Genomic DNA, 26,203 nt, shown 5'->3' on the forward strand with positions numbered 1-26,203 from the left:
CCGGTTTCCCAAGAGGTCAGGAAGATGATTGCAGAGGTTTCCGCCTGGAAGCAGGCGGGCAGCCTTTATATCTGGCGCTATGCCGCGCTCAGCGGCAGCCGTCGCGGCTGGCACTTCCATGCCGACCGCGACGGCTGTGCATCGATCATCGATCTGATCGATCGCATGGTCGGTCAGGAAGTGCCGAGCCATCGAACGATGGGGCTCGCTCCGGTAACACCAGCGATATGGGGGCGGCCGAACTTCGGCTCGCCAAAGTGGGACAGGTTCGAGAGGCTTCGGGTCGAATATTGCCCTGAACAGGCCGCGTTGGAGATCGAGCCCGTCGAGAACAGGCTGATCCTCAGAATCGGTGCGGAGCGTGCGCCACTGCTGCGAGAGGCCTTTATCGACCTCATGCTCGGGCAAAATGATTCTGGCATCGGGCCATCCGACGCGCGACGGCCCGATCCCTGGATGTTCTGGTGAGACAAGAGATGACAGCCAAGGCCGACGCGACCATCCCCTCCGCCGTGCGGAAGGAGATCGAAACCCGCCTCGAGCGAATCGAGGCGGAGCATGGCGCGCGCCTGCTGATTGCGGCCGAATCCGGTTCGCGGGCCTGGGGCTTTCCCTCGCCCGACAGCGACTATGACGTGCGCTTCCTCTATGTGCGGCCGCGCGACTGGTATCTGTCGCTGGCGCCCGGCCGCGACGTGATCGAGATGCCGATCGAGGACGAGATCGACCTGAACGGCTGGGACGTGCGCAAGGCGCTCACTCTGCTGCTCAAGTCGAATGCCGTGGTCAGCGAGTGGATGCTCTCGCCGATCCGCTATCGGACCGATGATCCGTTCATCGCCCGGTTGGCGGAACTGGCGGACGACCTGCTCGATCCGCGGGCGATCGCCTATCATTATGCGCGGTCGGGCAAGCTGGCCGCGGATCGGTGGCTCGACGGGGAAGGGGATGTGCCGGTGAAGAAGTATTTCTACGCCCTGCGTCCTGCGCTGGCGATCCGTGCAATCCGGCTCAACCCGGGGGTGCGGCCGCCGATGAACCTGCAGGCGCTGGTTGCGGCGAGCGACCTGCCGGCCTTGCTGGTCGAGCAGATCGAGGCGCTGGTCGAGGCCAAGGCGCGCACTAACGAGCGTGCCAATGGCGCCCGGCCGCCCGAGATCGACGTGCTGATCCGCGGCGAACTCGAGCGGGCGGGAGAGCTGCCGGCGCGCAAGCTGCACGATCGCTTCGTCGATCGTGCGAACGACCTTTTTCTGGAACTGGTGAATACATGATTGTCATCGACGGATCGGAAGGCGAGGGCGGCGGCCAGATCGTGCGCAACAGCTGCGCGCTGTCGCTGGTGACCGGCCAGCCCTTCCGCATCACCAATGCGCGCGGCAAGCGCGAGAAGCCGGGGCTGATGCGCCAGCATGTGACTGCGATCGAAGCGGCGCTGGCGATCGGCGGCACGGTCTGCGAGGGGTTGGAAGTCGGCGCGTCTGACTTCAGCTTTACGCCTGGCCGCGTCACGCCCGGCGAATATCATTTCGCGGTGGGTACGGCGGGCAGCACCGGGCTGGTCTTCCAGACCCTGTTGATGCCGTTGCTGATGGCCAATGGACCGTCGCGGATCGTCCTCGAGGGCGGCACGCACAACATGCTCGCGCCCCCGTTCGACTTCATCGCGAAGACGTTCGCGCCGGTGGTGCGGCGGATGGGCGCGGGTATCGACATGCGGCTGGTCCGCCATGGCTTCTACCCGCGCGGTGGCGGCCGGATCGAAGTGGACATCGTGCCGGGCAAGCTCGCGCCGATCGACTGCATTGAGCGCGGTGCGCTGCGCTCGGTTTCGGCGACGGCGCTGTTCGCGGCATTGCCGGGCAATATCGCCGAGCGTGAATTGCGGACTGCACGCAGCCTTTTGCCTGAGTGGCCGGAGGATGCCTTTGCCATGCACCAGCTGCCCGAGGGGCAGGGGCCGGGCAATGCGCTGCTGCTCGCGGCCGAGTTCGAGCAGGTGACCGAGGTCGTCACCGGCTTCGGCAAGCTGGGCGTATCGGCGGAATCGCTCGCCCGGACGGCGGCGCAGCGCATGGCCGGGTTTCTCGAATCGCCGGCATTCGCAGGGCCGTATCTCGCCGACCAGTTGCTGCTGCCCTTCGCGCTTGCCGGCGGTGGCAGCTTCACCACGGTGAAGCCGAGCCAGCACGCTCGGACCGCCGCCGACATCATCGAGCGGTTCACGGGGCAACGCTGGCTGTTCGAGCAACAGTCCGATGGGTGCCATCTCGTCCGGCTGGCGAGCGGCTGAGACCAGCAACTGCCCGGTTTGCGCAAGCGGCCGGGCAGTTGCCGGAATGTCGAAATGCCGGTTGGCATGTCGCTTTGCAGTTTTGCGCCGGCAATATATCGCCTATCCTGCAGTGCAGGAGGGGCACCATGGGCATTTTCGACTTCCTTTCGAAGCAGTTCGTCGACGTCATTGACTGGGTCGACGAGCCCGGCACGCTGGCGATCCGCTATCCGATGCAGGATCGCGAGATCCAGAACGGGGCGCAGCTGACCGTGCGCAGCGGCCAGACCGCGCTGTTCTTCAACCAGGGCGAGATTGCCGACGCCTTCCTGCCCGGGCTGCACACGCTGCAGACCGGCAACCTGCCGCTGCTCACTTCGCTGATGAACTGGGACAAGGGCTTTGCCTCGCCCTTCAAGGCCGATGTCTATTTCTACAGCCAGAAGGAGCAGACCGGGCTCAAATGGGGCACCACCCAGCCGATCACGGTGCGCGACAAGGAATTCGGCCCGCTGCGCATTCGCGCATTCGGCAGCTACAGCTTCCGGGTCGAGGATGTCTCGGCCTTCGCGGTTAAGATGATGGGCTCGCTCGACCGGTTGACGGTGAGCGACCTCGAGCCGCAGCTGCGCGCCGCGATCGCCACGTCGATCGCCTCGGCGCTGGGCACCGGCGAGATCGCCTTCCTCGATCTCGCCGCGAACCAGAGCGCGCTTTCGGAGAAGCTCAAGGCAGCGGTGGAGCCGGCCTTCGCGCAATGGGGGCTGAGCTGCACCAGCTTCTTCATCGAGAGCCTGTCGCTGCCCGACGAAGTGCAGGCGATGCTCGACAAGGCCAGCTCGATGCGCGTGGTCGGGGACCTTGACCGGTTCGTGCGTTTCCAGAGCGCCGAGGCGATCGAGACGGCGGCGGCCCAGTCGGGCGGTATCGCCGGAATCGGTGCGGGCGCGGCGGCCGGCGTGGCGATCGGCCAGAGCATGGCCGGCGGGATCGGCGGCGGCGCGCTGCCGGCGCCGGGGGCTGCCGCGGCGCCGGGCGAAGATGCCTATGCCCAGATCGAGAAGCTCCACAAGCTGCTGACGATCGGGGCGATCACCCAAGAGGAGTTCGACGCCAAGAAGGCCGAGCTGCTTTCGCGCATCCGCTGAAGCCGTCATGAGCCTGAGCGTCAATTGCCCCAATTGCGGCGCCGAAGCCGTCTTCCGTTCGGCGGCCCTGCCGGCGCGCGTCTGCGACTATTGCCATAGCCTGCTTTCCCGCAGCGACACCGGCGTGATGGTGGTCGGCAAGTCCGCGCCGCTGCCCTTCGATGTCAGCCCGGTGCGGATCGGGATGCGGGGGCGCATCGAGGATCAGCCGTTCGAAGTGATCGGCCGGGTGCGCTGGGCCTGGACTGACGGCGCCTGGAACGAGTGGCTGTTGCTGTTCGGCGATGGCAGCCACGGCTGGCTGGGCGATGCGATGGGCCAGTTCATGCTGATGCGCGAGCGCCCGTTCAGCCAGGTCCAGACCCGCACGCTCAAGGACATCGGCAAGGGCAAGGAGGCGGTGCCGGGCGCCGAGATCACGCTCGACGCGCGCAAGCTGACGATCGTCGATGCGCGCGACGTGCTTTGCATCGCGGCCGAAGGGGAGCTGCCCTTCACCCCGACGCCGGGCTGGCGGGTCTACAGCGTCGATCTGCGCGGGCCGAAGGGCGAATGCGCCTCGCTCCAGCGCGATGCGCTCGCCACGACTTTCTACCAGGGGTGCTATGTGACGCTCCCTGAACTCGCTCCCACCGGACTGCGCGCGTTCGAAGGCTGGACGCTTCCCGCTTATGCAGCCTGAAACCGAACTCCAGCTGCCCGCGGCCCCTGCGGTGAAGGCCCTGGCCTGCCCGGCATGCGGCGGCTCGGTCGCGCTCCGCGCGGCCGGCTATAGCGTGAGCGTCGTCTGCCAATATTGCAGCTCGATCCTCGACGTCACCGATCCGCAAGTGAAGCTGATCACCGAATATCGCCAGGCCGCCGAGGCGCTGGAGATTCCGCTTGGGTCGCGCGGCACGTTGCGCGGGATCGAATGGGAAGCGATCGGCTATCTGCAGCGCTCGGCGGCGGGCGGCGGGGCCTGGGACGAATATCTGCTGTTCAATCCCTATCACGGCTATCGCTGGCTGATCACGGACGGCCGCGGTTGGAGCCTGGGCGAGCAGCTGACCGTCTCGCCCAGCTATTCCGATTACGAGACGATGCTGCTCGGCGACAGGGCCTATACCCGCTTCTACGAGGACAGCACCGCGCGGGTGAACTACGTGCTCGGCGAATTCTACTGGCGCGTGGCGGTAGGCGAGGAAGTGGTCGGTGCCGACTGGGTCCGCCCGGGCTCGATGCTCTCGCGCGAGAAGAACGCGCATGAAGTGAGCTGGACCCGGTCGATCCTGCTCGACCACAAGGAGATGGCGGAAGCGTTCGGCGTGCAGAAGGGCGCCAGCTGGCCGCCGATGCCGCACCAGCCTTCGCCCAATGCCGCCTGGCTGGGCACCGGGTTCAAGATCTTCGCAGGCATGTTCCTGCTGCTGACCGTGCTGATCCTGGCCTTCGGCGGCACCAGCTGGGTTACCGCGGGGCGCTTCCCGATCGCCTCCGACGGCACCGAACGTACCGTCACGCTGGGCCCGATCCACCTTGGCCATCTCTATCAGCGCGTCGAGATCCGCGCCGATGTACCGCGGCTGGAGAATGGCTGGGTCGATCTCGACTACACCTTGGTCGATCGCAAGACGCAGCAGGTCTATGAGGCCTATGGCGCGGCCGAGCGCTATTCGGGCAGCGATTCCGACGGGCCGTGGACGGAGGGCTCGCGCCGCTCCTCGATCTCGGTGGCGAGCGTGCCGGCCGGGGATTATGACCTGGTCGTCGATTACAAGGGCAATCGCTGGAACAGCAGCACGACCTGGGATTACGCCAGGGGCGTGTCGGTCGAGGATCCGGGCTGGCTGAACCAGGACAACCAGCCGGAAGTCGTGGTGGAGGTGCGGGGCGGCGCGCTGTTCGCCTCGAGCTTCTTCATCGCGCTGCTCCTGCTCGGCCTGCCGCTGCTGATCGGCCTGATCCGCCACATCCAGTTCGACAAGGCACGCCAGGCGGAAAGCGATTTCGCACCGACCGGCTTTGCCGCGCTGACGCAATCCTCGGAGGATGACGAAGAATGAGCACGCGCACTTTCCTCTATGCGCTCTGGTGCCTCGGCGTGGCTGCGCTGTTCGTGCTCAGCGGCATCTTCGCCTGGTCCCCCTTCGCCGAAGGCGGGCGGGCGCACGGCTATTCCCGCATCTCTGGCCCCACCCACAAATAAGGAGTTGGATATGTTCACTTCTTTTCCAGCCCTGCTCGCCACGCTCGTCTATGCGGTGGTCGGCATCGTCATCTTCGCAATCGGCTTCATCGTCCTCGACCTGCTCACCCCGGGCAAGCTGTGGCAGGAGATCCACCAGAAGCAGAATATCGCCGTTGCGATCTTCGCCGGTGCCGTCGCGATCGGGCTCGCGATGATCGTCGCCGCCGCCATCCATGGCTGAAGGCGATCCCGCCCATCCACGGTTCCGCGCCTCCGCCCCCGCGGCGGCGCTGCTTGCGTCCGCGTTCGTCGTCTCCACCTGCGGACTGATCTACGAGCTGCTGGCGAGCACCCTGGCCAGCTATCTGCTCGGCGACAGCGTCACGCAATTCTCCACCGTCATCGGCTCCTATCTGTTCGCGATGGGCGTCGGCAGCTGGTGCTCGCGCTATGTGAAGCGCGACGAAGTGCGGCTGTTCGTCCGGGTCGAGCTGCTGATCGCGCTGATCGGCGGCAGCTCGGCCGCCGCGCTGTTCCTGCTCTTCCCGCTGGTCGAGCATTTCCGGGTCGCGCTCTACGGACTGGTGCTGGCCATCGGCTTCCTGGTCGGGCTCGAGATCCCGCTGCTGATCCGCATCCTGCGCGGCTTCGATTTCCGCGAGACCGTGTCGAACGTGCTGACCTTCGATTATGTCGGCGCGCTCGTTGCCAGCCTGCTCTTCCCGCTGCTGCTGATGCCGCATCTCGGGATGATCCGCACCGGCTTCCTGTTCGGCATCGCCAACGCCGCAGTGGCGCTGGCGCTACTGTTCGTGCTGCCCCGCGCGACCGGCTACCGGAGCGAGAAGCTGGCCGGGGTGCTGATCCTGATCGGCTTGATCGCCGGCTTCATCGCATCGGATCGGCTCCAGCGCTGGGCGGAGGTGGCGAGTTACGGCGAACCGGTGATCTATGCCCAGACCACGCGCTTCCAGCGCATCGTGCTGACGCGCCGCGACGACGACTTGCGGCTCTATCTCAACGGCAACCTGCAATTCTCGTCGCGCGACGAATATCGCTATCACGAAGCGCTGGTGCACCCCGCGCTCGGCCGGGTGGCCAATCCGCGCAACGTGCTGATCTTCGGCGGCGGCGACGGGCTGGCCGCGCGCGAGGTGCTCAAGCATCCCGAAGTGGCGAAGCTCACGCTGGTCGACCTCGACGGCGAGATGACCAGCCTGTTCTCGAACACGCCGACCCTCGCCGCGCTCAATCGCGGCTCGCTGACCGACAAGCGGATGACCGTGATCAATGCCGACGGCTTTCGCTGGGCGCGCGAGCATAGCGGCCAGTATGACGCGATCATCGTCGATTTCCCCGATCCCGTCGATTACTCGGTCGGCAAGCTCTACACCGACACCTTCTATCGCGCGGTGCGCAAGCTGCTCGCGCCGGGCGGCATGATGGTGGTGCAGAGTACTTCCCCGCTGGTCGCGCCCAACGCCTTCTGGACCGTCGCGTCGACGCTCGAGGCGGTGGGGCTGCAGACGCGCGGCTATCATGTCTATGTACCGAGCTTCGGCGAGTGGGGTTTCGTGCTGGCGGCGGCCAGGCCTATCCCGGACCAGGCGCGCGTCCTGCCGGGCGGGCGCTTCCTCACCCCCACGATCGACCAGCGCCTGTTCGATTTTCCGCCCGACATGGCGCGGCGACCGACCCCGGTGAACCGGCTCGACAACCAGGTGCTGGTGCGCGAGTTCGCCGATGCCTGGGGGAAATATGAAGGCTGACCGGCGCACGGCGCTGGGCCTGGGCGCAGCGGCGATCGCAGTCGCCGGCGGCGGTCTCGCCTATGCGCTGAACCATGAGGCGCCGCTGCCGCCGGGCGCGCTGGGCGGCGCCGACATGGCGCGCGGCCACCGGCTGCGTGACGGCGGCTTTCCCGAACCCAGCGCCGAGGAGGAAGTCGACCTCATCATCGCCGGCGGCGGCGTGGCCGGGCTCTCCGCAGGCTGGCGGCTAACCGATGCCGGCTTCGGCAAGTTCAAGCTGCTCGAGCTGGAGGACGCGGTCGGCGGCAATGCCCGGTGCGGGCGCAACGCCGTATCGGCCTATCCGCTTGGCGCGCATTACCTGCCGGTCGCCAACCGGGAGGCGAAGGCGCTCCGGCACCTGCTGCGCCAACTCGGCATGATCACCGGCGATGCGGATGGCGTGCCGGTCTATGATCCTGTCCAGCTCTGCGCCGATCTGCAGGAACGGCTGTTCTGGCAGGGGCGCTGGCAGGAGGGGCTGATCCCGCGCACCGGGCTCACCCGGCGGGACCGCGAGGACCTCGCGGCCTTCGACGCGCAGATGAAGCGCTTTTCCAGCTATATCGGCACCGACGGCAAGCCGGCTTTCGCCGTGCCCATGGCCTATAGTTCGCAGGAGCCGCACCTGCGCGCACTCGACGGGCAGTCCTTCGCCGAATGGCTCGATGCGCAGGGCTGGCATTCGCCGGTGCTGCGCGCCCATGTCCGCTATGCGATGCGCGACGACTACGGCACCGAGCCACAGCATGTCTCGGCCTGGGCGGGTATCCATTATTTCGCCGGCCGCCGCGGCTGGGCCGCGAACGGTGCAGGTGAGAACGAGCTGACCTGGCCCGAGGGCAATGGCCGCCTGGTCGGGCAGCTCGCCGGCTTCTTTCCAGGGAAGATCGCGCGCGGCCACATCGTCCACCGGGTCACTCGCGAGGGAGACCGGGTGCTGGTCGACAGTTTCGATGTCGCCGCCAATCGCACCGTCCGCACCCGTGCCCGCGCTGCGATCCTCGCCATGCCGCATTTCATCGCCACCCGGGTTTGCCCCGAGCTCGGCGATGCCAAGGCATTCAGCTATGCGCCCTGGCTGATCGCAAATGTCACGGTCGATCACCTGCCGGGCGGGCGCGGCGTGCCACTGGCCTGGGACAATGTGTCGAGCACCAGCGATTCGCTCGGCTATGTCGTCGCCACCCATCAGGGGCCCGCGGCGATCTCCGAGAAGACGGTGCTCACCTGGTATCTGCCGCTGTCGAATATGGAGCCCGCCGCCGCGCGCCGGCTGCTGGTCGAGCGATCGGCCGATGAATGGAAGCGCATCGTGCGCGACGATCTGCTCGCGCTGCATCCCGAACTGGACGGCGCGATCGGTGCGATCGAGCTCTGGCGCTGGGGCCATGCGATGATCCGTCCCACACCGGGTTTTCTCGATCGCGGCACGACGCACCAGCCCGCGCCGCCGCTGTTCCTCGCCCATTCCGACCTCAGCGGACTGTCGCTGTTCGAGGAAGCCCATTATCACGGGGTCCGCGCCGCCGAAGGCGCGATGACCCTGTTACGCCACGCGCATGAGTCCCTGTTGTGACCGGATACCATCTGATCGCCGATCTTAGCGGCGCTACCCGGCTGACGGAGGCCGATCATATCGAGGCCTGCCTCGTCGCTGCCGCGGCGGCTGCCGGCGCGACGCTGCTCGAAGTGCGGCTGCACAGCTTCGGCCCTGGACAGGGGGTGACCGGCGTGGCCCTGCTCGCTGAATCGCACATCTCGATCCACACCTGGCCCGAATATGGCACCGCCTGTGTCGACATCTTCATGTGCGGGCTTGCGCACGACCTCGATGCGGGGCTCGATGCTATCGTGACCGGCCTGGCGGCGAGGATCGACCAGCGCTCGCTGGTCCAGCGCAACTTCGGCAAACAGGCGGTGGCGGGCTAGGCCTGTGGGCGCTTCGCATAGCGTCTGGCGAGCGTTGCGCAGACGAAGAGCTGGATCTGGTGGAACAGCATCAGCGGCAGCACGATCAGGCCGACCGCGTGGCCGGCGAACAGGATCGTCGCCATCGGGATGCCGCTCGCCATGCTCTTCTTCGAGCCGCAGAAGACGATGGCGATCTCGTCCTCGGTCGAGAAGCCGAGCGCGCGGCTGAGCGCGGTGGTGATCGCGATGACGATGGCGAGGATCAGCGTGCTCAGCAGCAGGACGATGACGAAGTCCGGCACGCTCAGGCTGCTCCATACACCTGCCACTACGCCGGCGCTGAACGCGGCATAGACGACGAGCAGGATCGAGCCCCGGTCGGCGATCGAGGTGAGCGTGCGGTGGCGCAGGATCCAGCCGCCGATCCAGCGGCGCAGCGCCTGGCCGGCGAGGAAGGGAAGCAGGATCTGCAGCGCGATGTCCTCGATTGCACCCATCGAGAAGCCGCCGCCCGAGGCTGGCAGCAACCAGGCGACCAGGATCGGGGTGAGCACCACGCCGAGCAGGTTCGATACCGATGCGCTGCACAAGGCGGCCGGCACATTGCCGCGCGCGATCGAAGTGAAGGCGATCGAGGACTGCACCGTCGAGGGCAGCAGGCAGAGGTAGAGCAGGCCGATCGCGATATCATGCGGCACCCAGGCGCCGGCAAGGAAATAGACCGCAAGGCCGAGCAGCGGGAACAGGACGAAGGTGCTCGCCAGCACCAGCGACTGGAGCCGCCAATGGGCGATGCCTGCCCATACCGCCGAGGCGGAAAGCCTTGCGCCATAGAGGAAGAACAGCAGCCCGACCGCGAGCGTCACCGCCATCTCGGCGATGCCTTGCGCCGCCCCGCGTGCCGGAAGCAGCAGCGCGAGGATCACGGTGCCGATCAGCAGCAGGAGATAGGGATCGATCGAGAAGCGAGCGAAAAGCGAACGAAGCAAGGCGATACTCGGGAACCAGGGAAGGTTGGACCTTGGGGACGGGAGGGCATCGGCGCAATCCATCCCTTGGTTTGATCGATCGATGGCGATTTCCTGTGCGGGAATGCCGCGGCGGATTGCGGAACAGGCGTATCGGCACGCAATATGCGGCCCTGAAAATCTCTGGAGGGGGAAGGCTGCTTGCAGGTCATCGATACGCACGTCCATTTCTGGGATGTCGATGCGCTCGATTATCCCTGGATCGAGAGAGGCTCGCCGTTCGACCGCAGTTTCCTTCCCGCCGGGTATCAGCGCGCCTCCGCCGATGTGCCGGTTGCCCGGATGGTCTTTGTGGAGTGCGACGCGCATCCGCGCTGTTCGGTGCAGGAGGCTGGCTGGGTGGCCGGCCTGGCCGAGGCCGATCCGCGCATCCAGGCCATTGTCGCGCGCGTCGCGCTGCTCGACGATGCCGCGCCGGCAACGTTCGAGGCAGTGCGCGCCCTGCCGCTGGTGCGCGGGATCCGCGACAATCTCCAGGGCCATCCTGCGGGCTATGCGGTACAGCCCGGCTTCGTCGCCGGCGTGCGCGAGGTGCATCGGCACGGCCTGCATTTCGAGCTTTGCCTCACCCATGACCAGCTGACGGAGGCGATCGAGCTCGTCAGGCAATGCCCAGACGGACAGTTCGTCCTCGACCATTGCGCCAAGCCGGCGATCCTGGCCGGGCTGCGGGAACCCTGGCACGCGCAGATGCGCGAGATGGCGGCTCTGCCCAATGTCGCCTGCAAGATCTCCGGCCTGCTTACCGAGGCGGACTGGACCGGCTGGGTGCCGGACGAGATCCTCTGGTACGCCCGCGCCGCGGTCGAGGCGTTCGGTCCCGATCGCATCCTGTTCGGCGGCGACTGGCCGGTTTGCGAAGTCGCGGGCGGCTACAAGGCCTGGTTCGGGCTGGCGGAAGCACTGAGCGAGGACTGGAGTGAGTCCAATCGCGAGCACTTCTTCTGGCGGAATGCCGAACGCATCTATCGATTGCCGGCTTGATCCAGCGGTGCCTTATCCCGCCTCGTGGTTCTTCCGGCGCGAGGTCTTGCCGATCCCGGGATTGAAAAGATTGGCCGGATCGAGCGCTTCGTAGAAGGCTGCCAGGTTCGGTGCGGCGGGATAGGTATGGCCGACATTGTGTTCGGCAGGATAGCGCGCGCCCCTTTTGTCCAGCAGGTCGAGCATCGCTGTCTTGATCGCATCGGGATCGGCGCCTGCCGTGAGGACATAGTCCTGGTGCAGCACATGGCAGAGGAAGTGACCGTAATAGATGCGGTGGGCGACCTGCTCGCTGATCTCGGCCGGAAGCGTCTCGAACCAGTCGGCATCGTTGCGGCGAAGCGCGATGTCGAGCGACAGGACGCCCGCCGATTGCCGGGTGTGCAGCGCTCGGTACCGGATCGCCGCGCCCGCGATCACGAAGCGGTGGAGAAACGCCTTGGTCGCTTCACCCGGGGTGCATTCGACGCTCGCTGCGTCCTTGCCGGCGCCCCATTGGTCGAGCAGCGCGCGCATTTCCGGAACCGCGCCGGCCGATACCTTGATCAGGAGAAGGTGCTCGAACCGGTCGCGCCATTCGCGCAGCCGGGGGGACAGATGGTCCGGCAGCCAGCACGCCAGTCCGTGCAGCAGGCGATCGACGGCATTGGCGGGCATCCACCGCCAGCGCTCGAGCATCGCGTCGATGCGGCTCTTGAGCGCGAAGAACCTGGGAAGCCGGTCCGTCCCCAGCTTCTCGATCAGCAGGAACTGGTCCTTGCCATAGGTGTCGGCGAGATCGAACGCTTCGCGATGCAGATATTCCGCCGCGATCGGGAGCGGGCGATCCTCGCTCAGGATAGCGCGGCGCAGCGTCGCGAACTGGGCGGGATCGTTGCAGCCGACCAGGAAGGTACGGGTGTCCTTCTCCAGCTCGAACGTGTCGAGCCGGACCGCGAAGACCGCGAGCTTGCCCGCGGATCCGGAGGCTTCGTGCAGGCACCTCTTGTCCGCATTGTAGCGCGCGGGCGTATCCGCATCGACGTCGCGGACCTGGCTGGCATAGTCCTTGTCGCTGGCCGACTTGCCGGGGGTCTCGTCCGCGATCCGCGGAAAGGCTCCAGTGTCGAGCTGGTGCAGGATCTCGACGGGGTCGTCCCCCAGGTCGATGCCGAGATGATTGACCAGTTCGATGCCGCCATCGGCCGTCGACCGGGCGAACAGGGCATAGTCGGTATAGGCGACGCCGCGTCGCACCAGCGAGCCGCCCGAATTGTTGCAGACTCCGCCGACGATCGACGCGCCGAAGCAGGAGGAGCCGATCACGGAGTGCGGCTCCCGGCCCAGCGGCTTCAGCGCGCTTTCGAGCGCGTGAAGCGTTGCCCCGGGCAGGCAGATCGCCTGGCGCCCTTCGTTGATCGGGGTGATGCCGCCGATGCGCAGGGTGCTGATGATCACGATCGGCCGGTCATATCCGCCCGGTGCCGGCGTGGAGCCGCCGGTCAGGCCGGTATTGGCGGCCTGCACGATCATCGGCGCGCCGAAGCGGGTACAGACCTCGATCGCGCGCCACATCTCCACCAGCGATCCCGGCCGGACCACGGCAAGGGCATCTCCCGCCGCGGTTCGAAAACCGGTGCGATAGAAGCGGGTGCGCCTGGGATCGGTCAATACATGTCGCGCACCGACGGCACCTTCGAGCGCCTGGAGGAGATCGTCCCGAACCTGCGTTTCTTCGCCCACCGTCATTCCCGTCAGCTGCAGCGCGTGCGCAGGCCGGGCCCAAATGGAAATTGCGCGGATCCGGATGGGCGCATGTGCGCGGAGAGGCGGTGGTGGGTCCGCCGGGATTCGAACCCGGGACCTCTCGATTAAAAGTCGCTTGCTCTACCGACTGAGCTACGGACCCACACCGGCCCTGCCCCTAGATGCGGGCTTGCGGCGGGTCAACCGGGCGTGAAGCTGCCGGACGTTCAGGCCCGTGATCGGATCGCGCCATTCCGGCGCCACCCGCAGCAGCGGCGCCAGCACGAAATCGCGGGTGCGGAACAGGCGGTGCGGCACGGTGAGCCCGGGCGTGCCCCAGCTGCCGCCCGACCACAGCACAATGTCGAGGTCGATCACCCGCGCCGCCCAGCTCTGCCCGCGCCGCCGGCCGAAACTGCGTTCGATCGCCTTCAATCGCCGCAGCAGGGCAGGAGGCTCGTCGTCGCTCTCGATCAACGCCACCGCATTGGCGAAGCGGCGCTTCGACGGGCCGAGCGGCGGCGTGTGGAGGATCGGCGATACCGCGCGCACCCCCTCCAGCGCCGCGATCGCCGCCAGCACCTCGCGCCGCGGGCCGCCATGGCGGCCCGGCCGGTTCGATCCGATCGCGATGGCATAGCTTGTCCTCGGCACGCTTCGGCGACTATCGCGCGCGGATGCTCGAGCCAAGCCGTGATTGCCCGCTCTGTCCGCGCCTCGTCGCGCTCCGCACCGAGCTGCGTGCGGCACATCCCGACTGGTGGAACGCGCCGGTGCCGATGCTGGGCGAGCCCGATGCGCCGATCGCGATCGTCGGCCTCGCCCCCGGCAAGCATGGCGCGAACCGCACCGGTCGCGCCTTTACCGGCGATGCCTCGGGTGACCTGCTGTTCGCGACGCTCGCCAGGTTCGGGCTGGCGGAGGCGGGCGAGCCCAGGGGCGTGGTGATCCTCAATGCCGTCCGCTGCCTGCCGCCCGAGAACAAGCCCGAGCCGGCCGAGATCCATGCCTGCCGCCCGTTCCTGGCCGCCGAGCTCAAGGCGCCGATCGTGATCGCGCTCGGTCAGGTCGCGCACCAGTCGGCGGTCAAGGCGATGGGCGGCAAGCTCCCCAAGCATCGCTTCGCGCATGGCGCCGAGCATCGCATGCACCGCGGGCAGCTGCTGCTCGATAGCTATCACTGCTCGCGCTACAACCAGAATACCGGGCGGCTGACGCCCGAGATGCTCGAGGCGGTGGTTGCCCGTGCCGTGGCGCTCCGCGACGCATAGCACCGGATCGGTGACATCTCGCGGTACGCCGGTTGGCGGCAACTCTGCTAGCATGGCTCCAGGTAAAGGAGGTGCCCATGCGTATCGTGCTTCTCTGTCTGGCCCTCACGCCTGTCCCCGCTTTCGCCGGTGAGCGGGAAGTATCGGTTCCGGCTTCGCACCTTGCGCTGCCTGCGGCACCCAAGGTCGAGTGCCAGAATGCACGCATGGGCTATGCCATACCCACCTTCGGTAACCCGGTGCGCGCGGGCACGCTCGGTCGGGAACCGAAGGCAGGCTTGTTCCTTGCCGTGCAGCGTACGGAAGACGGTTGCGACAAGCCCGTGAAGATCGCCGACGAACTGGGCGACAAGCAGCGCTGAACCTGCGCGGCCAGAGAATGCTCTAATCCCGGCTGTAGCGCTGCTCGGTCCAGGGATCGCCGCGCATGTGATAGCCGTTCACTTCCCAGAAGCCGGGCTTGTCCGCGCCGATAAGCTCGATCTTGCGGATCCACTTGGCGCTTTTCCAGAAATAGAGGTGCGGGATCACCAGCCGCGCCGGGCCGCCATGGTCGCGCGCCAGCGGCTGGCCGGCCCAGCCATGCGCGACGATCGCTTGCGGAGCAGCGAAGTCGCTGAGCAGCACATTGGTGGTATAGCCGTCATAGCCGTGAAGCATCACCGCCTGCACCTCGTCGCGCGGCTCGACATGCTCCAGCAGGTCGCGGGTCAGCACGCCCTGCCAGTCATTGTCGTAGCGCGACCAGCTGGTGACGCAGTGGATGTCGCTGGTCAGTCGCGTCTGCGGCAGCGCCATGAGCCCGGCCCAGTCGAGCGTCACCGGCCTGGCGACCATGCCGGTCACTTCCAGTTTCCAGCGCTCGCGGGCGATGTCGGGCTGGCGGCCGAGATCGAGCACCGGCCATTTGACGGTCAGGTGCTGGCCGGGCGGCAGGCGCTCCTCCTCGGGCCGGGCGATATGACCGGTCAGGAACTTGCCCTGGCTCGCCCATTGCTGCTTGGAGAGCGTCAGCTTGCTGTCGTCGGGAAGTTCGGGGTCGTCCATGCTTGCGGTTCCAGTCGCAGTTGCCGCAAAGATTAGGCCCTTTGCGAACGCGTGTCAGCCTGGAGTGGTGCCGAACAACGCTCCCACTCCTGCGGTGACAGCCATCGCTACGGCTCCCCAGAACACCACCCGCATCACCGCTCGGCCGATGCCGGCGCCGCCGGTGCGGGCGCCCAGCGCGCCGAGCAGGGCAAGACAGAGCAACGAGGCGATGAATACGGCTGGAATCACCATCGCAGTCGGGGCAAGCAGCGCGACCAGCAAGGGCGCGGCGGCACCGACCGCGAATGTAAGCGCCGATGTTATTCCCGCCTGGACCGGCCGAGCGGCAAGATGACTGGTGATGCCGAGCTCATCGCGTGCATGGGCCTCCAGAGCATCATGCGCCATCATCTGGGCCGCAACATCGCGGGCAAGCTTCTCTTCGACCCCGCGAGAGATATAGATCTGGCTAAGCTCCTCCAGCTCCATCTCGGGCATTTCTGCGAGTTCGGTCCGCTCGCGATCAAGATCGGCTCTCTCGGTATCTGCCTGCGAGCTCACGGAGACATATTCGCCTGCAGCCATCGAAAGTGCGCCGGCAAGCAAGGCTGCCACGCCCGCGACCAGGATCGCATACCGGTCCGGCGCTGCCGCAGCAACGCCGACGATCAGGCTTGCTGTGGAGACGATACCGTCATTCGCGCCAAGCACCGCCGCGCGCAGCCAACCGATCCGAGAGACCAGGTGACGCTCGAGGTGGCGCTTGCTGCGCATCAGATATCCTGCACCAGGCGACCATACAGCTCCGGGCGGCGATCGCGGAAGAAGCCGAAGGCGGCGCGGTGGCGCTTGGCCAGCGTGAGGTCGATCTTGGCGGTGATCACGCCCTCTTCTTCGCGGTCGAGTTCGGCCAGGATGTCGCCGCGCTCGTCGGTGATGAAGCTGGTGCCATAGAAGGTCTGGCCATGCTCGGTGCCGATGCGGTTGGCGGCGACCACGGGGACGACGTTCGACACGGCATGGCCCACCATTGCCCGGCGCCACAGGCGCGCGGTGTCGAGGCTGTCGTCATGCGGCTCGCTGCCGATCGCGGTCGGGTAGAACAGGATGTCGGCGCCCATCAGCATCATCGCGCGCGCGGTCTCGGGATACCATTGATCCCAGCACACCCCGACGCCGAGCGTGGTCTTGTCGGGACCGTTCCAAACCTTGAACCCGGTATTGCCGGGGCGGAAGTAGAACTTTTCCTCGTAACCGGGGCCGTCGGGGATGTGGCTCTTGCGATAGACGCCGGCGATCTTGCCGTCCGGATCGATCATCGCGAGGCTGTTGTAGTAATGATGACCGTCCATCTCGAAGAAGCTGGTCGGGATGTGGATCTTCAGCTCGCGCGCCAGTTCCTGCATCGCCAGGACCGACTTGTGCTCGGAGGTGGGCTTCGCATTGGCGAACAGGCCCTCGTCCTCGACCCGGCAGAAATATTCGCCTTCGAACAGTTCGGGCGGCAGCACCACCTGCGCGCCGCGCGAGGCCGCCTCGCGGACAAGCCGCGACACGTTCGCGATGTTCGCGTCGATATTGTCGGAAAAGGCGAGCTGCAGGGCGGCGACGGTGATCTCGGTCATGGCGCGCCATGTAGTGCGGTCGAGGGGGATTCGCTACCCGATCCGTTCCCCACTTCGTCACCCTGAACGTGTTTCAGGGTCCAAGGTTGGGCCGGGCCGTGGCCTGGAGGATCGGGCGGTGTCGTCAGCCGCACGTTGGATGCTGAAACAAGTTCAGCATGACAGGGTATTTTGGGATCGGGTAAGCACCCACCCGATGCTCAACCGCCCTTTGCTCATCGCGCTGATCGCCGGCTTCCTCTCCGCTACCGGATTCGCCCCGCTCGACTGGTGGCCGGTAACGCTGATCTGCCTCGCGGTGCTGCTGCACCTCACCTGGCACGCGCCGACGACGAAGAGCGCGCTGCTGCGCGGCTGGCTGTTCGGGGTCGGGCATTTCACCCTCGGCAATAACTGGATCCAGCACGCCTTCGATTTCCAGGACAAGATGCCGCCGGTGCTCGGCTATTTCGCGGTGGTGCTGCTGGCGCTCTATCTGGCGGTGTATCCGGCGGTGGCCATGGGCCTGGCCTGGCGCTTCACCCGGCTGGTCAAGGCGCGCTGGGACGAGCCGGACCTCGGCTTTATCCTTGCCGCCGCCGGCGCCTGGATCGTCACCGAATATCTGCGCGGCACGCTGTTCACCGGCTATCCCTGGAACCCGATGGGCGTGATCTGGGTGCCGACGCCGATCGCGCAGCTCGCGGCATTCACCGGCACCTATGCGCTGTCGGGCGTCACCCTGCTCGCCGCCGGCGCGCTCTATCTTGCCAGCCAGCACCAGTATCGCGCGCCCTTGGCCACTGCCGCTTTGCTGCTGGTCGCCGGCTTCGCGCTGAATCCCGGTCGTCCGGCCGAGGATATGAGCCGTCCGCATGTCCGCATCGTCCAGCCCAATATCGGCCAGGTGGGCGTGGATCAGCCCGACTATGCACCGCGGGTGCTCAACAAGCTGGCGGACTGGAGCGGCCAGCCGGGCGCGGTGCCGCGACTGGTCGTCTGGCCCGAGGGCATGGTCAACTACCTGATCGAGGACGGCTATCCCCAGGCCTATTACCGCGACGCCGATCCCCGCTGGGTGCGCGGGCGGATCGGCGGGCTGCTGGGGCCGCGGGATCGCGCGATGGTCGGCGGCAACGCGCTGATCTTCTCGGAAGGCAAGCTTGCCGGCGTCGGCAATTCGGTATGGACGGTCGATTCCGCCGGGATGCTCGGCAAGCGCTACGACAAGGCGCATCTGGTGCCCTATGGCGAATATCTGCCGATGCGCACGCTGCTCGCGCCGCTCGGCCTCGCCCGGGTGGTGATGGGCGACTTCGATTTCCTGCCCGGCCCGGGCCCGCAGACGCTGGACGTGCCGAGATTCGGCAAGTCGGGCGTGGCGATCTGCTACGAGATCATCTTCTCCGGCCAGATCATCGATCAGCGCAACCGGCCCGATTTCCTGTTCAATCCTTCCAACGATGCCTGGTTCGGCAGCTGGGGGCCGGTGCAGCATCTGGCGCAGGCACGGCTACGCGCGATCGAGGAGGGGCTGCCGATCCTGCGCGCCACGCCCACCGGCATTTCCGCGATCATCGATGCGCGCGGTCGCCTGCTCGGCACGGTGCCGGCGGAGCAGGAAGGTGCGATCGAAGCACCGCTCCCGCGGGCGGCGCCGCCGACCCTGTTCTCCCGCCTGGGCAACTGGCTGGCGCTGCTCGCCGCGCTCGCTTGCGTAGTGTTGGCAATTGCCTTCCGGCGCCTGGCCCGCTAGGGCAGGATATAAGGAAAGCTTTATATGGCATGGCAACGGCCGCGCTTTCCTCCCATTGTCTGAGGAAAACCATGCGTTCCAACTATCTCTTCACGTCCGAATCGGTCTCGGAAGGCCATCCCGACAAGGTCGCCGACCAGATTTCCGACGCCATCGTCGATCTGTTCCTCTCGAAGGACCCCGAAGCCCGCATCGCCTGCGAAACGCTGACCACCACCCAGCTGGTCGTCCTCGCCGGTGAAATCCGCGGCAAGGGCATCATGGACACCGAGGGCAACTGGGCCCCGGGCGTGCAGGAAGAGGTCGAGAAGACCGTCCGCGACACCGTCAAGCGCATCGGCTACGAGCAGGACGGCTTCCACTGGGAGAGCTTCCGCTTCGAGAACAACCTGCACCCGCAGTCGGCGCATATCGCGCAGGGTGTGGATGCTTCGGGCAACAAGGACGAAGGCGCGGGCGATCAGGGCATCATGTTCGGTTTCGCCACCGACGAGACTCCTGACCTGATGCCGGCGACGCTCGACTACAGCCACAAGATCCTCGCCAAGATGGCGGCCGACCGTCACTCGGGCGCCGCGCCGTTCCTCGAGCCGGACGCCAAGAGCCAGGTCACGCTGCGCTTCGAAAATGGCGTGCCGGTTGCGGCCACCGCGATCGTCGTCTCGACCCAGCACGGCAAGGGCTATGACGAAGGCGACAAGGAAGCCGAGCTCAAGGCCTATGTGAAGAAGGTCGTCGCGGACGTGATCCCGGCGGCGCTGCTTTCGGACGCCACCGAGTACCACATCAACCCGACCGGCTCGTTCGAGATCGGTGGTCCGGACGGTGACGCGGGCGTCACCGGCCGCAAGATCATCGTCGATACCTATGGCGGCGCGGCTCCGCACGGCGGCGGCGCCTTCTCGGGCAAGGACCCGACCAAGGTCGACCGTTCGGCGGCGTACATCACCCGCTATCTCGCCAAGAACATCGTCGCCGCCGGCCTCGCCAAGCGCGTGACGATCCAGCTGGCCTATGCCATCGGCGTGTCGAAGCCGCTGTCGCTCTATGTCGACACCCACGGCACCGGCACCGTCGCCGACGACAAGATCGAAGCCGCGATCGCGGGCATCGAGAAGCTGGGCGGCCTCACCCCGCGCGGCATCCGCACGCATCTGCAGCTCAACAAGCCGATCTACAGCAAGACCGCGGCTTATGGTCACTTCGGCCGCAAGCCGGAAGGCGACTTCTTCCCTTGGGAGAAGACCGACCTGGTCGAGGACCTCAAGGCCGCCCTGGCCTGATCCTTCGCTTCGGCAAGTCATGAGGAGCCCCGCGCCGGACCACCGGCGCGGGGCTTTTTCTTTGTCCGGGCGCGTTGCTGAGAAGCATGCGGGAAGCGACTGAGATCGGCGCATATCTGCTCGACGCCGCGACAAAATCCGCTGCGCGCGGCTCCGTATTCGTCCCGAGGCGCCTATAAAGCACTGAGCAACCGCAATTCTTCATCAGGAAGGAATGGAAAGGAGCGAGTCGGTGGAGACGGAGAATTCGATGATGGGTCCGGAAGCCGGGGCAGCATCCGCCGGTGCCAGCGCGGGCCTCGCGATCGCCTTCCAGCCCATCGCGGAGATCGCCGGCAGCCGCATCCACGCCTATGAGGCGCAGGTGCTGCGCAACGGCGCGCCGGCCGCGCAGGATTTCGACCAGCTCTCGGCCGAGCAGCGCGGCGATGTCGATCGCCGCTGCGCCGTCGCCGCGATCCGCTGGGCCGCCACGGCCGGCTTCGCCACTTCGGGCGGCCGCCTCGCCATTCCGTTGAGCGCGCCCGCGATCGGCGATCCCGCCGAGCATATCCAGCCCGCGCTGCTCACCGCCCGCCAGTACGGCATCGTCGCCGAGCGGCTGGTGTTCTCGCTGCATCACTATCAGTCGATCACCAACTCGCAGCTTGCCGACATCATGCATGTCTTCAACAAGCTCGGCCCGGTCGTCGCGTTCCACGGCATCGGCCCGAACGAGTCGGGCCTCGCCGCCTGCGGCAAGTTCGCCCCACACATGGTGACGATCGAGCCGGACCTGGTCAGCAATGTCGGTTCCAGCTGGTCGCGCCGGATCGCGATGGAAGACCTTGTCCGTCGCATGCAGAGCCTCGGCCTGCGCATCGTCGCGGCGGGCGTGGACAGCGAATCGGCCTATGAGCGGCTGCGCAGCTTCGGCGTGCCGCTGGTCCAGGGCAGCTATGTCGGCGCACCGGTTGCCGGCATCCTGCCCCAGACGGCGACGCGCAACGCCGCCTGATTCGCGGGCGCTCCGGACAAAAATCTGCAATAAAACCCAAGGGCTTGCGGCTCCTGGCCCGCATCCGTGCGCTATGGCCTGTGCGCTTCGCCGGCCCGCGACTCGCGGGAATCCGCGGTTCAAGCGGAATCACGCGAGTCGCGCTTGGTAGAATCCCCATGGGGGGAATCCCCCTTCGCAACCGCACGGAATGGAGTTGGTATCGTTAACCATATTTAAAGGGGCTCAGAAAGGAAGCTCCATGCACGCCGATCCTGTTTCGCACGCCAGTCAGCCCGGTCTCGCCATCGCCTTCCAGCCGATGGTCGCCACCGCCACCGGCCTGCCCTTCGCCTGGGCCGTCATCGCCACCGCCCAGGGCCGCAGCTTCCCGCAGATCGCCGCCGCGCTTGCCCCCGCGGACCGCCCCCGCCTCGAGATGGCGCGAATCAGCGCCGCCATCGCCGGCGCGGTCGATGCCGGTCTGCTCGAGGGCGAGGCGCTGCTCGCCATCCCGGTCGGCGCCGCGCATGGCGCGCCCGACGCGCTGCTCGCCCATCTCTTCCGCACCGCGATCGAGCACCGCGTGCCGGTCGACCGCATCGTCGTCGAGATCAATGCCGACGAGCGCGGGGATCTCAACCATGTCGCCGGCCTCGCCCAGGCATGCGTCGATCGCGGCATCGCCATCGCGTTCGACAGCTTCGCCGTCGGCCCGCTCGCCGTCCGCCTGCTCGGCCGCTTCACCCCGCGCTTCGTCAAGCTCGACTCGGGGCTGGTCCGCAACATCTCCGACAGCAGCTCGCGCCGCGTGATCGTCGAGGGCGTGCTCCGGCTCGCTCGCAACATGGACGTGACGCTGATCGCCAACGGCATCGTCCGCCGCGAGGATCTCGCGATGCTCGGCACCATGGGCATCCGCCACATGCAGGGCGACTGGATCGCGCCGGCGATGGCGCACCCGCTGCCGCGCCCGCACATCGCCCGCCGCGAACCGCGTGTCACCGTGCCCCAGCATCGCCGCCTTGCCGCGCACCAGCGCAGCGGGGCCACCCGTCCCGTTGCCGCCGCGTCGATCGCCCAGGCGCTCTAAAGCTTGTTCTCTCCGCGCGGCACGCTAACAGGCGGCCCGTGTCCGATCCCGTTTCCATCCGCCGCCTCTATGGCCGCCGCCAGGGCCACAAGCTCCGCCAGGGCCAGTCCGAGCTCGTCGAGGCGCTGCTGCCCCAGCTGAGCGTGCCCGAATCCGGCCCGCTCGATTCCCAGATCCTCTTCGGCGACAGCCGGCCGCTCGAATTCGAGATCGGCTTCGGCGCGGGCGAGCATCTCGCCGGCCAGGCGACCGCGCGGCCCGATCACGGCTTTATCGGCTGCGAGCCCTTCCTCAACGGCGTCGTCGGCGCGCTCGGCCATATCCGAGACGGCGCGCTGCAGAATGTCCGCCTGCACATGGGCGATGCGCTCGAAGTGCTCGAGCGGCTGCCCGATGCCAGCCTCGACCGGCTCTATCTCCTCCACCCCGATCCCTGGCGGAAGGCCCGCCACGCCAAGCGCCGCATGGTCAATCACGGCCCGATGGACATCATCGCCGCCAAGCTGAAGCCGGGCTGCGAGTTCCGCCTCGGCACCGATCATCCGGTCTATGTCCGCTGGGCGATGATGATCATGAACCAGCGCCGCGATTTCGAGTGGCAGGCGAAGACCGCGCGGGACTTCCTCACCCGCCCTGACGACTGGCCTGAGACGCGCTATGAGCGCAAGGCGCGGCGGCTCGGCCACGAAGTCTGGTACTTCCGCTACATCCGGGTCTGAACAGGGGAGGGGAGATGATGGACCGCAGGACCCTGCTCGGCGCCGCCGCCGCCGCTTCCGTCGCTCCCGTGCCCGCCTTCGCCGCCGATGACGAGCGCTGGCTGAAGATCGCCGCCCAGTACGATATCACCCGCAAGGTCGTGCAGCTCGAGCATGGCAATTGGGGCATGATGGCCCGGCCGGTGCTTGCCGCCTATCGTGCCAATGTCGAGCGGGTGAACCGCGACACCAGCTTCTATGCCCGGCGCGAGATGCCCGGCGAGATCGAGGCGATCCGCGCCCGGGTAGCCGCGACGCTCGGCGTGGCGACGGGAGAGATCGCCTTCACCCGCAACGCCACCGAAGCGATGCGCGCGCTGATCCTCGGCTACAACAAGCTGCGCCCCGGCGACGCGGTGCTCCATGCCGATCTCGATTATGATTCGATGCAGGCCTGCATGGAGAGCCTGCACGCCCGGCGCGGAGTGGAGGTGGTGAAGATCGCGCTGCCCGAGCCCGCCACCTATCAGTCGGTGATCGATGCCTATGCCAAGGCGTTCATCGCCCATCCGAACCTGCGCATGGTGCTGCTCACCCATGTCAGCCACCGGACCGGGCTGGTCCTGCCGGTCGCAGACATCGCGGCGATGGCGGAGCTGCACGGGATCGATGTGATCGTCGATGCCGCGCACAGCGTCGGCCAGCTCGATTTCAGGCTGCCGGAGCTCGGCGCCGACTTCATCGGCATCAACCTGCACAAATGGTTCGGCGCACCGCTGGGCGTCGGGGCGATCGTGATCCGCGGCGGACGGCTGGCGGACATCGATGTCGACCCTGCCGAACTCGGCGCGGACCCGGCCGACATCCGCAGCCGCGTGCATACCGGCACGCTCGATTTCGCGGCGCAACTCACCGTGCCGGCCGCGCTCGATTTTCATGAGAGCATCGGGATCAAGGCCAAGGCGGCGCGTCTCCAGATGCTGCGCTGTCGCTGGGCGCTGCTGGCGCGCGAGATGAAGGGGATCGAAGTGCTCACCCCCGACGATCCTCTCTTCTTCGGCGCGATCACGGCGTTCCGGCTGAAGGGGCAGACCAGCCATGCGGCCAATGTCGCGCTGGCGAAGCGGCTGCTCGACGAACATGGCATCTTCACCGTCCATCGCGACGGCCTGGCCTCGGGCAGCTGCGTGCGGGTGACGCCGGCGCTGGCGACGACGATCGATGAGGTCGATCGCTTCGTGGAAGCGCTGCGGAAGATCGCGGGCTAGCCTGCGCCGCGTCATCCATCATCCCGGCGAAGCAGGGATCTCGTGTGGCTCCTTCCCGGCGCCTTCGCCTGAGGTCCCGGCGTGCGCCGGGATGACGATATTGGCGCCGGTGCGGCAGCCTATTGGCTGCTCGCCTCCAGCTTGGCGCGATCCCGGATCGTGATCCCGCGCGCGCCCATCAGGTTGATCGCGCCTTCCGCCTTGAGCTTGCTCAGCTGGCGGCTCACCGTTTCGATCGTCAGCCCCAGCACGTCGGCCATCTCGCCGCGGGTGAGCGGCAGGTCGAAGGTCACCGGACCGAAGGCGGTGGCGCGGCAGCCATGCGAGCGATCGGCCAGGTCGAGCAGGAAGCCCGCCAGCTTCTCGCGTGCCGAGAGCCGGGCGAGCGTCAGCATGCGGGCGCGTGCCTCGTCGAGCGAGGCGAGGGTGCGCTGGAGCAGCAGCCGCTCCATGCGGACATGATCCTCGAGGACGCGCTCGAACGGGCCGCGCGGGAACACGCAGAGCTCGGCCTCGCCCAGTGCGGTCACTGTGAAATCGGCGGTGTTGGCCCAGGGACGGCCGACGAAATCGGCGGGATAGAGCAGACCCACCACCTGTTCGCGCCCGTCGGGGGTGGTCGCGCTCAGCTTGAGCACACCGGAGATCAGATTGGCGCAGACCGGGCTTTCCTCGCCCGCCCAGATCAATGCCTGGCCACGCTGCAGCGTCCGGCGCTGGCCGAGCGTGTTGAGCGCATTCAATTCCGCGTCGTCGAGACTGGCGCATAGCGCCCGGTCGCGCACGGCGCAGTCGGAGCAGATATGGGCAGCGGTCATGCCCCTACTATGGCCGCCATTTGAGAATCGTCAAAGCGGCGGATTGTCCCAGGGGGCATGGCGAACACATTGCCAGCATGGAGCAATGCGATGTTCCTCTACCTAGTCGTCGGCGCCTTCGCGCTTTTCACGGGCGTCGTCGCCTTTCTCAGCATCGAGGACGCGCTCCGCTTCAGCCGGCGCTGAGCCTGTCTCGCTTCTGCCGGTGCGCTTCCACGCGCCGCGCAGCAGCTTGCCGGCCAGCGCGTCGATGCCCGGGCGCACGAACAGCCAGTCGCGGATCGCCGGGCCCTTGGCCGCGCCGATCACCTGCTTGTAGCCGCTGTCGCCCGCACCCCAGTCGACATCGCTGATCCCGTCCTCGATCGCGCGGACCAGGTTGCGATAATAGAGCAGCTTGCCCGGCGAATGCTTGGCGAAGGCTGGGTCATAGCTGTTGGCGATCGCGTATTTGAGCGCGCCGGCGTTCATGTCGAACGAGAAGGCGGAAGGTGCGCCGTCGACGCGCAGCATCGCCGCCCACATCATGCCGGCCAGCACCGGGTCCTCCGCCGCCGCGCGCCAGAAGGCGCCGTGGCCGGTCGTGGTGAACTTGGCGTCCGATCCGTCGGTCCGCGCCGCGATCCAGCTCTTCTCCTCGATCTCGGCAAGCGCATCGAACGCGGCGGCGTTCCAGTCGCCACCGCTGACGAAGCTCCAGTCGAGTGCGCCATGGCTGCCGAGATGCTTCTCGTGGAAGCGGTTCTTCTTCAGCGTCGAGTTGCGCGGCCAGGTGCCTTCGGCGCGTTCGGCGGCAATATCGAGCGCGAAGCTGTCCGCCACGAAGCGGTCGAGCAGCGCCCAGCCCTGGTTGCGCGCGGCTTCCTTGAACAACTCCAGTCCCGGATCGCCGTCATAGACCGGGCCGACGCGCAGCGCCCGGGCCTCGCGGGCCAGGCGGGGGAGCAGGGCCTCGACGGCTTCCACTCCGGCATCCTCGCGCACGGGAAAGCTGCGGAACGGCCAGTAGCAGCCTGGAATGGCGACGAGCTTCGCCCAGGCCGGGCCGGCGGGGACGATCGGCAGCGCGGCGACGGGTTCGCCCTCGCGCGACACGGTGATCGTGCGGGCATGGCCACCATAGGCGCGCAGCCCCGCGGCGAACCAGCCATAGCGCAGGAATCGGTGCGACGGCGCCGCGCGCGTCGCTACTGCGTCGATCGCGCCGGACAGGCCGTCCACGCAATCGACGGTGAGCGCCGGCGGCAGGCGCGTGAATTCCTCGAGCAGCATCGGCTTCGACATGCGGTGCTTGTACTACGCTACCCGTTACCAAGCGGTGATGACGGGTTTTGGCGTGTGGTTCCGGATCCCACTGCTATCCTCCCCCGGAG

General features: G+C 67.1%; 28 protein-coding genes and 1 tRNA gene. 20 read left to right on the top strand and 9 right to left on the bottom strand.

The window, feature by feature from the left end; all coding sequences use genetic code 11:
• Positions 1 to 24: 24 nt before the first annotated feature.
• The 11 genes from O3305_RS18355 (at position 25) to speD (ending at position 9,315) form a co-directional block, all read left to right on the top strand.
• Positions 25 to 468 (top strand): hypothetical protein, encoded by a 444-nt coding sequence (locus tag O3305_RS18355; protein ID WP_269573820.1) that lies wholly within the window; start codon positions 25 to 27, stop codon positions 466 to 468.
• Positions 469 to 476: 8 nt separating this feature from the next.
• The gene (locus O3305_RS18360; protein ID WP_269573821.1) at positions 477 to 1,274 is read left to right on the top strand and encodes a nucleotidyltransferase domain-containing protein; all 798 of its coding nucleotides are present in this window, start codon (positions 477 to 479) and stop codon (positions 1,272 to 1,274) included.
• Positions 1,271 to 2,293 (top strand): RNA 3'-terminal phosphate cyclase, encoded by a 1,023-nt coding sequence (gene rtcA, locus O3305_RS18365; protein WP_269573822.1) that lies wholly within the window; start codon positions 1,271 to 1,273, stop codon positions 2,291 to 2,293. The genes O3305_RS18360 and rtcA overlap by 4 nt, the downstream gene beginning before the upstream one ends.
• Before the next feature lie 128 nt (positions 2,294 to 2,421).
• Entirely contained in the window at positions 2,422 to 3,423 is a 1,002-nt protein-coding gene (locus O3305_RS18370; protein ID WP_269573823.1) for an SPFH domain-containing protein, read from the top strand.
• 7 nt (positions 3,424 to 3,430) lie between these two features.
• Positions 3,431 to 4,105, top strand: a complete 675-nt coding sequence (locus O3305_RS18375; RefSeq protein WP_269573824.1) for a DUF4178 domain-containing protein — start codon at positions 3,431 to 3,433, stop codon at positions 4,103 to 4,105.
• The gene (locus tag O3305_RS18380) at positions 4,095 to 5,468 is read left to right on the top strand and encodes a DUF4178 domain-containing protein (RefSeq protein WP_269573825.1); all 1,374 of its coding nucleotides are present in this window, start codon (positions 4,095 to 4,097) and stop codon (positions 5,466 to 5,468) included. The genes O3305_RS18375 and O3305_RS18380 overlap by 11 nt, the downstream gene beginning before the upstream one ends.
• The gene (locus O3305_RS18385; RefSeq protein ID WP_184161688.1) at positions 5,465 to 5,611 is read left to right on the top strand and encodes a hypothetical protein; all 147 of its coding nucleotides are present in this window, start codon (positions 5,465 to 5,467) and stop codon (positions 5,609 to 5,611) included. Before O3305_RS18380 ends, O3305_RS18385 begins: the two co-directional genes overlap by 4 nt.
• Positions 5,612 to 5,621: 10 nt before the next feature.
• Positions 5,622 to 5,834, top strand: a complete 213-nt coding sequence (locus O3305_RS18390; protein WP_269573826.1) for a DUF350 domain-containing protein — start codon at positions 5,622 to 5,624, stop codon at positions 5,832 to 5,834.
• Positions 5,827 to 7,362 (top strand): polyamine aminopropyltransferase, encoded by a 1,536-nt coding sequence (locus O3305_RS18395; RefSeq protein ID WP_269573827.1) that lies wholly within the window; start codon positions 5,827 to 5,829, stop codon positions 7,360 to 7,362. The genes O3305_RS18390 and O3305_RS18395 overlap by 8 nt, the downstream gene beginning before the upstream one ends.
• Positions 7,352 to 8,962 carry an FAD-dependent oxidoreductase gene (locus tag O3305_RS18400; RefSeq protein ID WP_269573828.1) on the top strand — a complete coding sequence of 537 codons (1,611 nt, stop codon included), beginning with the start codon at positions 7,352 to 7,354 and terminating at the stop codon, positions 8,960 to 8,962. Before O3305_RS18395 ends, O3305_RS18400 begins: the two co-directional genes overlap by 11 nt.
• Positions 8,959 to 9,315 (top strand): adenosylmethionine decarboxylase, encoded by a 357-nt coding sequence (gene speD, locus O3305_RS18405; RefSeq protein ID WP_269573829.1) that lies wholly within the window; start codon positions 8,959 to 8,961, stop codon positions 9,313 to 9,315. Before O3305_RS18400 ends, speD begins: the two co-directional genes overlap by 4 nt.
• On the opposite strand, the gene O3305_RS18410 is transcribed toward speD, so the two are convergent.
• Entirely contained in the window at positions 9,312 to 10,292 is a 981-nt protein-coding gene (locus O3305_RS18410) for a bile acid:sodium symporter family protein (protein WP_269576559.1), read from the bottom strand. The two genes, speD and O3305_RS18410, sit on opposite strands and share 4 nt — an antisense overlap.
• Positions 10,293 to 10,466: 174 nt before the next feature.
• Between O3305_RS18410 and O3305_RS18415 the strand changes: the two genes are divergently transcribed.
• Positions 10,467 to 11,309, top strand: coding sequence for an amidohydrolase family protein (locus O3305_RS18415; RefSeq protein WP_269573830.1), 843 nt, complete (start codon positions 10,467 to 10,469; stop codon positions 11,307 to 11,309).
• 12 nt (positions 11,310 to 11,321) lie between these two features.
• On the opposite strand, the gene dld is transcribed toward O3305_RS18415, so the two are convergent.
• From dld to folK, 3 genes are all read right to left on the bottom strand, one after another.
• The gene (gene dld / locus O3305_RS18420) at positions 11,322 to 13,037 is read right to left on the bottom strand and encodes a D-lactate dehydrogenase (RefSeq protein WP_269573831.1); all 1,716 of its coding nucleotides are present in this window, start codon (positions 13,035 to 13,037) and stop codon (positions 11,322 to 11,324) included.
• 84 nt (positions 13,038 to 13,121) lie between these two features.
• Positions 13,122 to 13,197: transfer RNA gene (locus O3305_RS18425), tRNA-Lys, on the bottom strand.
• Positions 13,188 to 13,688, bottom strand: coding sequence for a 2-amino-4-hydroxy-6-hydroxymethyldihydropteridine diphosphokinase (gene folK / locus O3305_RS18430; RefSeq protein WP_269573832.1), 501 nt, complete (start codon positions 13,686 to 13,688; stop codon positions 13,188 to 13,190). Before folK ends, O3305_RS18425 begins: the two co-directional genes overlap by 10 nt.
• A gap of 23 nt (positions 13,689 to 13,711) precedes the next feature.
• Here folK and O3305_RS18435 point away from each other — a divergent pair, with 23 nt between their 5' ends.
• Positions 13,712 to 14,305 (top strand): uracil-DNA glycosylase, encoded by a 594-nt coding sequence (locus O3305_RS18435; protein ID WP_184161496.1) that lies wholly within the window; start codon positions 13,712 to 13,714, stop codon positions 14,303 to 14,305.
• Between the two features lie 77 nt (positions 14,306 to 14,382).
• Positions 14,383 to 14,667: a hypothetical protein gene (locus O3305_RS18440; protein WP_269573833.1), complete on the top strand. Its 285-nt coding sequence runs from the start codon at positions 14,383 to 14,385 to the stop codon at positions 14,665 to 14,667.
• A 22-nt stretch (positions 14,668 to 14,689) separates the two neighbouring features.
• Here the strand turns inward: O3305_RS18440 and O3305_RS18445 are convergent, their stop codons facing one another.
• The 3 genes from O3305_RS18445 to aguB are packed head-to-tail and all read right to left on the bottom strand — an operon-like array spanning position 14,690 to position 16,959.
• Positions 14,690 to 15,352, bottom strand: a complete 663-nt coding sequence (locus O3305_RS18445) for a sulfite oxidase-like oxidoreductase (RefSeq protein ID WP_269573834.1) — start codon at positions 15,350 to 15,352, stop codon at positions 14,690 to 14,692.
• Between the two features lie 54 nt (positions 15,353 to 15,406).
• Positions 15,407 to 16,108, bottom strand: a complete 702-nt coding sequence (locus tag O3305_RS18450) for a VIT1/CCC1 transporter family protein (RefSeq protein ID WP_269573835.1) — start codon at positions 16,106 to 16,108, stop codon at positions 15,407 to 15,409.
• Positions 16,108 to 16,959 (bottom strand): N-carbamoylputrescine amidase, encoded by an 852-nt coding sequence (aguB, locus tag O3305_RS18455; protein WP_269573836.1) that lies wholly within the window; start codon positions 16,957 to 16,959, stop codon positions 16,108 to 16,110. Before aguB ends, O3305_RS18450 begins: the two co-directional genes overlap by 1 nt.
• A 196-nt stretch (positions 16,960 to 17,155) precedes the next feature.
• On the opposite strand from aguB, the gene lnt reads away from it, so the two are divergent.
• The 6 genes from lnt (at position 17,156) to O3305_RS18485 (ending at position 24,012) form a co-directional block, all read left to right on the top strand.
• On the top strand, positions 17,156 to 18,694 hold the full coding sequence (gene lnt / locus O3305_RS18460) for an apolipoprotein N-acyltransferase (protein WP_269573837.1): 1,539 nt from the start codon (positions 17,156 to 17,158) through the stop codon (positions 18,692 to 18,694).
• A 71-nt stretch (positions 18,695 to 18,765) separates the two neighbouring features.
• The gene (metK, locus tag O3305_RS18465; RefSeq protein WP_184161484.1) at positions 18,766 to 19,977 is read left to right on the top strand and encodes a methionine adenosyltransferase; all 1,212 of its coding nucleotides are present in this window, start codon (positions 18,766 to 18,768) and stop codon (positions 19,975 to 19,977) included.
• A 232-nt stretch (positions 19,978 to 20,209) separates the two neighbouring features.
• Positions 20,210 to 20,974, top strand: a complete 765-nt coding sequence (locus O3305_RS18470; protein WP_269573838.1) for an EAL domain-containing protein — start codon at positions 20,210 to 20,212, stop codon at positions 20,972 to 20,974.
• A gap of 241 nt (positions 20,975 to 21,215) precedes the next feature.
• Positions 21,216 to 22,046, top strand: coding sequence for an EAL domain-containing protein (locus O3305_RS18475; RefSeq protein ID WP_269573839.1), 831 nt, complete (start codon positions 21,216 to 21,218; stop codon positions 22,044 to 22,046).
• Between the two features lie 38 nt (positions 22,047 to 22,084).
• Positions 22,085 to 22,765, top strand: coding sequence for a tRNA (guanine(46)-N(7))-methyltransferase TrmB (trmB, locus tag O3305_RS18480; protein WP_269573840.1), 681 nt, complete (start codon positions 22,085 to 22,087; stop codon positions 22,763 to 22,765).
• 17 nt (positions 22,766 to 22,782) lie between these two features.
• Entirely contained in the window at positions 22,783 to 24,012 is a 1,230-nt protein-coding gene (locus O3305_RS18485) for an aminotransferase class V-fold PLP-dependent enzyme (protein ID WP_353739203.1), read from the top strand.
• A gap of 119 nt (positions 24,013 to 24,131) precedes the next feature.
• Here O3305_RS18485 and O3305_RS18490 read toward each other — a convergent pair whose 3' ends face one another.
• Both O3305_RS18490 and O3305_RS18495 read right to left on the bottom strand, forming a co-directional pair.
• On the bottom strand, positions 24,132 to 24,830 hold the full coding sequence (locus tag O3305_RS18490; protein WP_184161470.1) for a Crp/Fnr family transcriptional regulator: 699 nt from the start codon (positions 24,828 to 24,830) through the stop codon (positions 24,132 to 24,134).
• 102 nt (positions 24,831 to 24,932) lie between these two features.
• Positions 24,933 to 26,114: a GNAT family N-acetyltransferase gene (locus tag O3305_RS18495; RefSeq protein ID WP_269573842.1), complete on the bottom strand. Its 1,182-nt coding sequence runs from the start codon at positions 26,112 to 26,114 to the stop codon at positions 24,933 to 24,935.
• Positions 26,115 to 26,203 lie beyond the last annotated feature (89 nt).

The organism is Sphingomonas sp. NIBR02145 (assembly GCF_027359115.1).
GTDB classification, from domain to species: Bacteria; Pseudomonadota; Alphaproteobacteria; order Sphingomonadales; family Sphingomonadaceae; genus Sphingomonas; species Sphingomonas kyeonggiensis_A.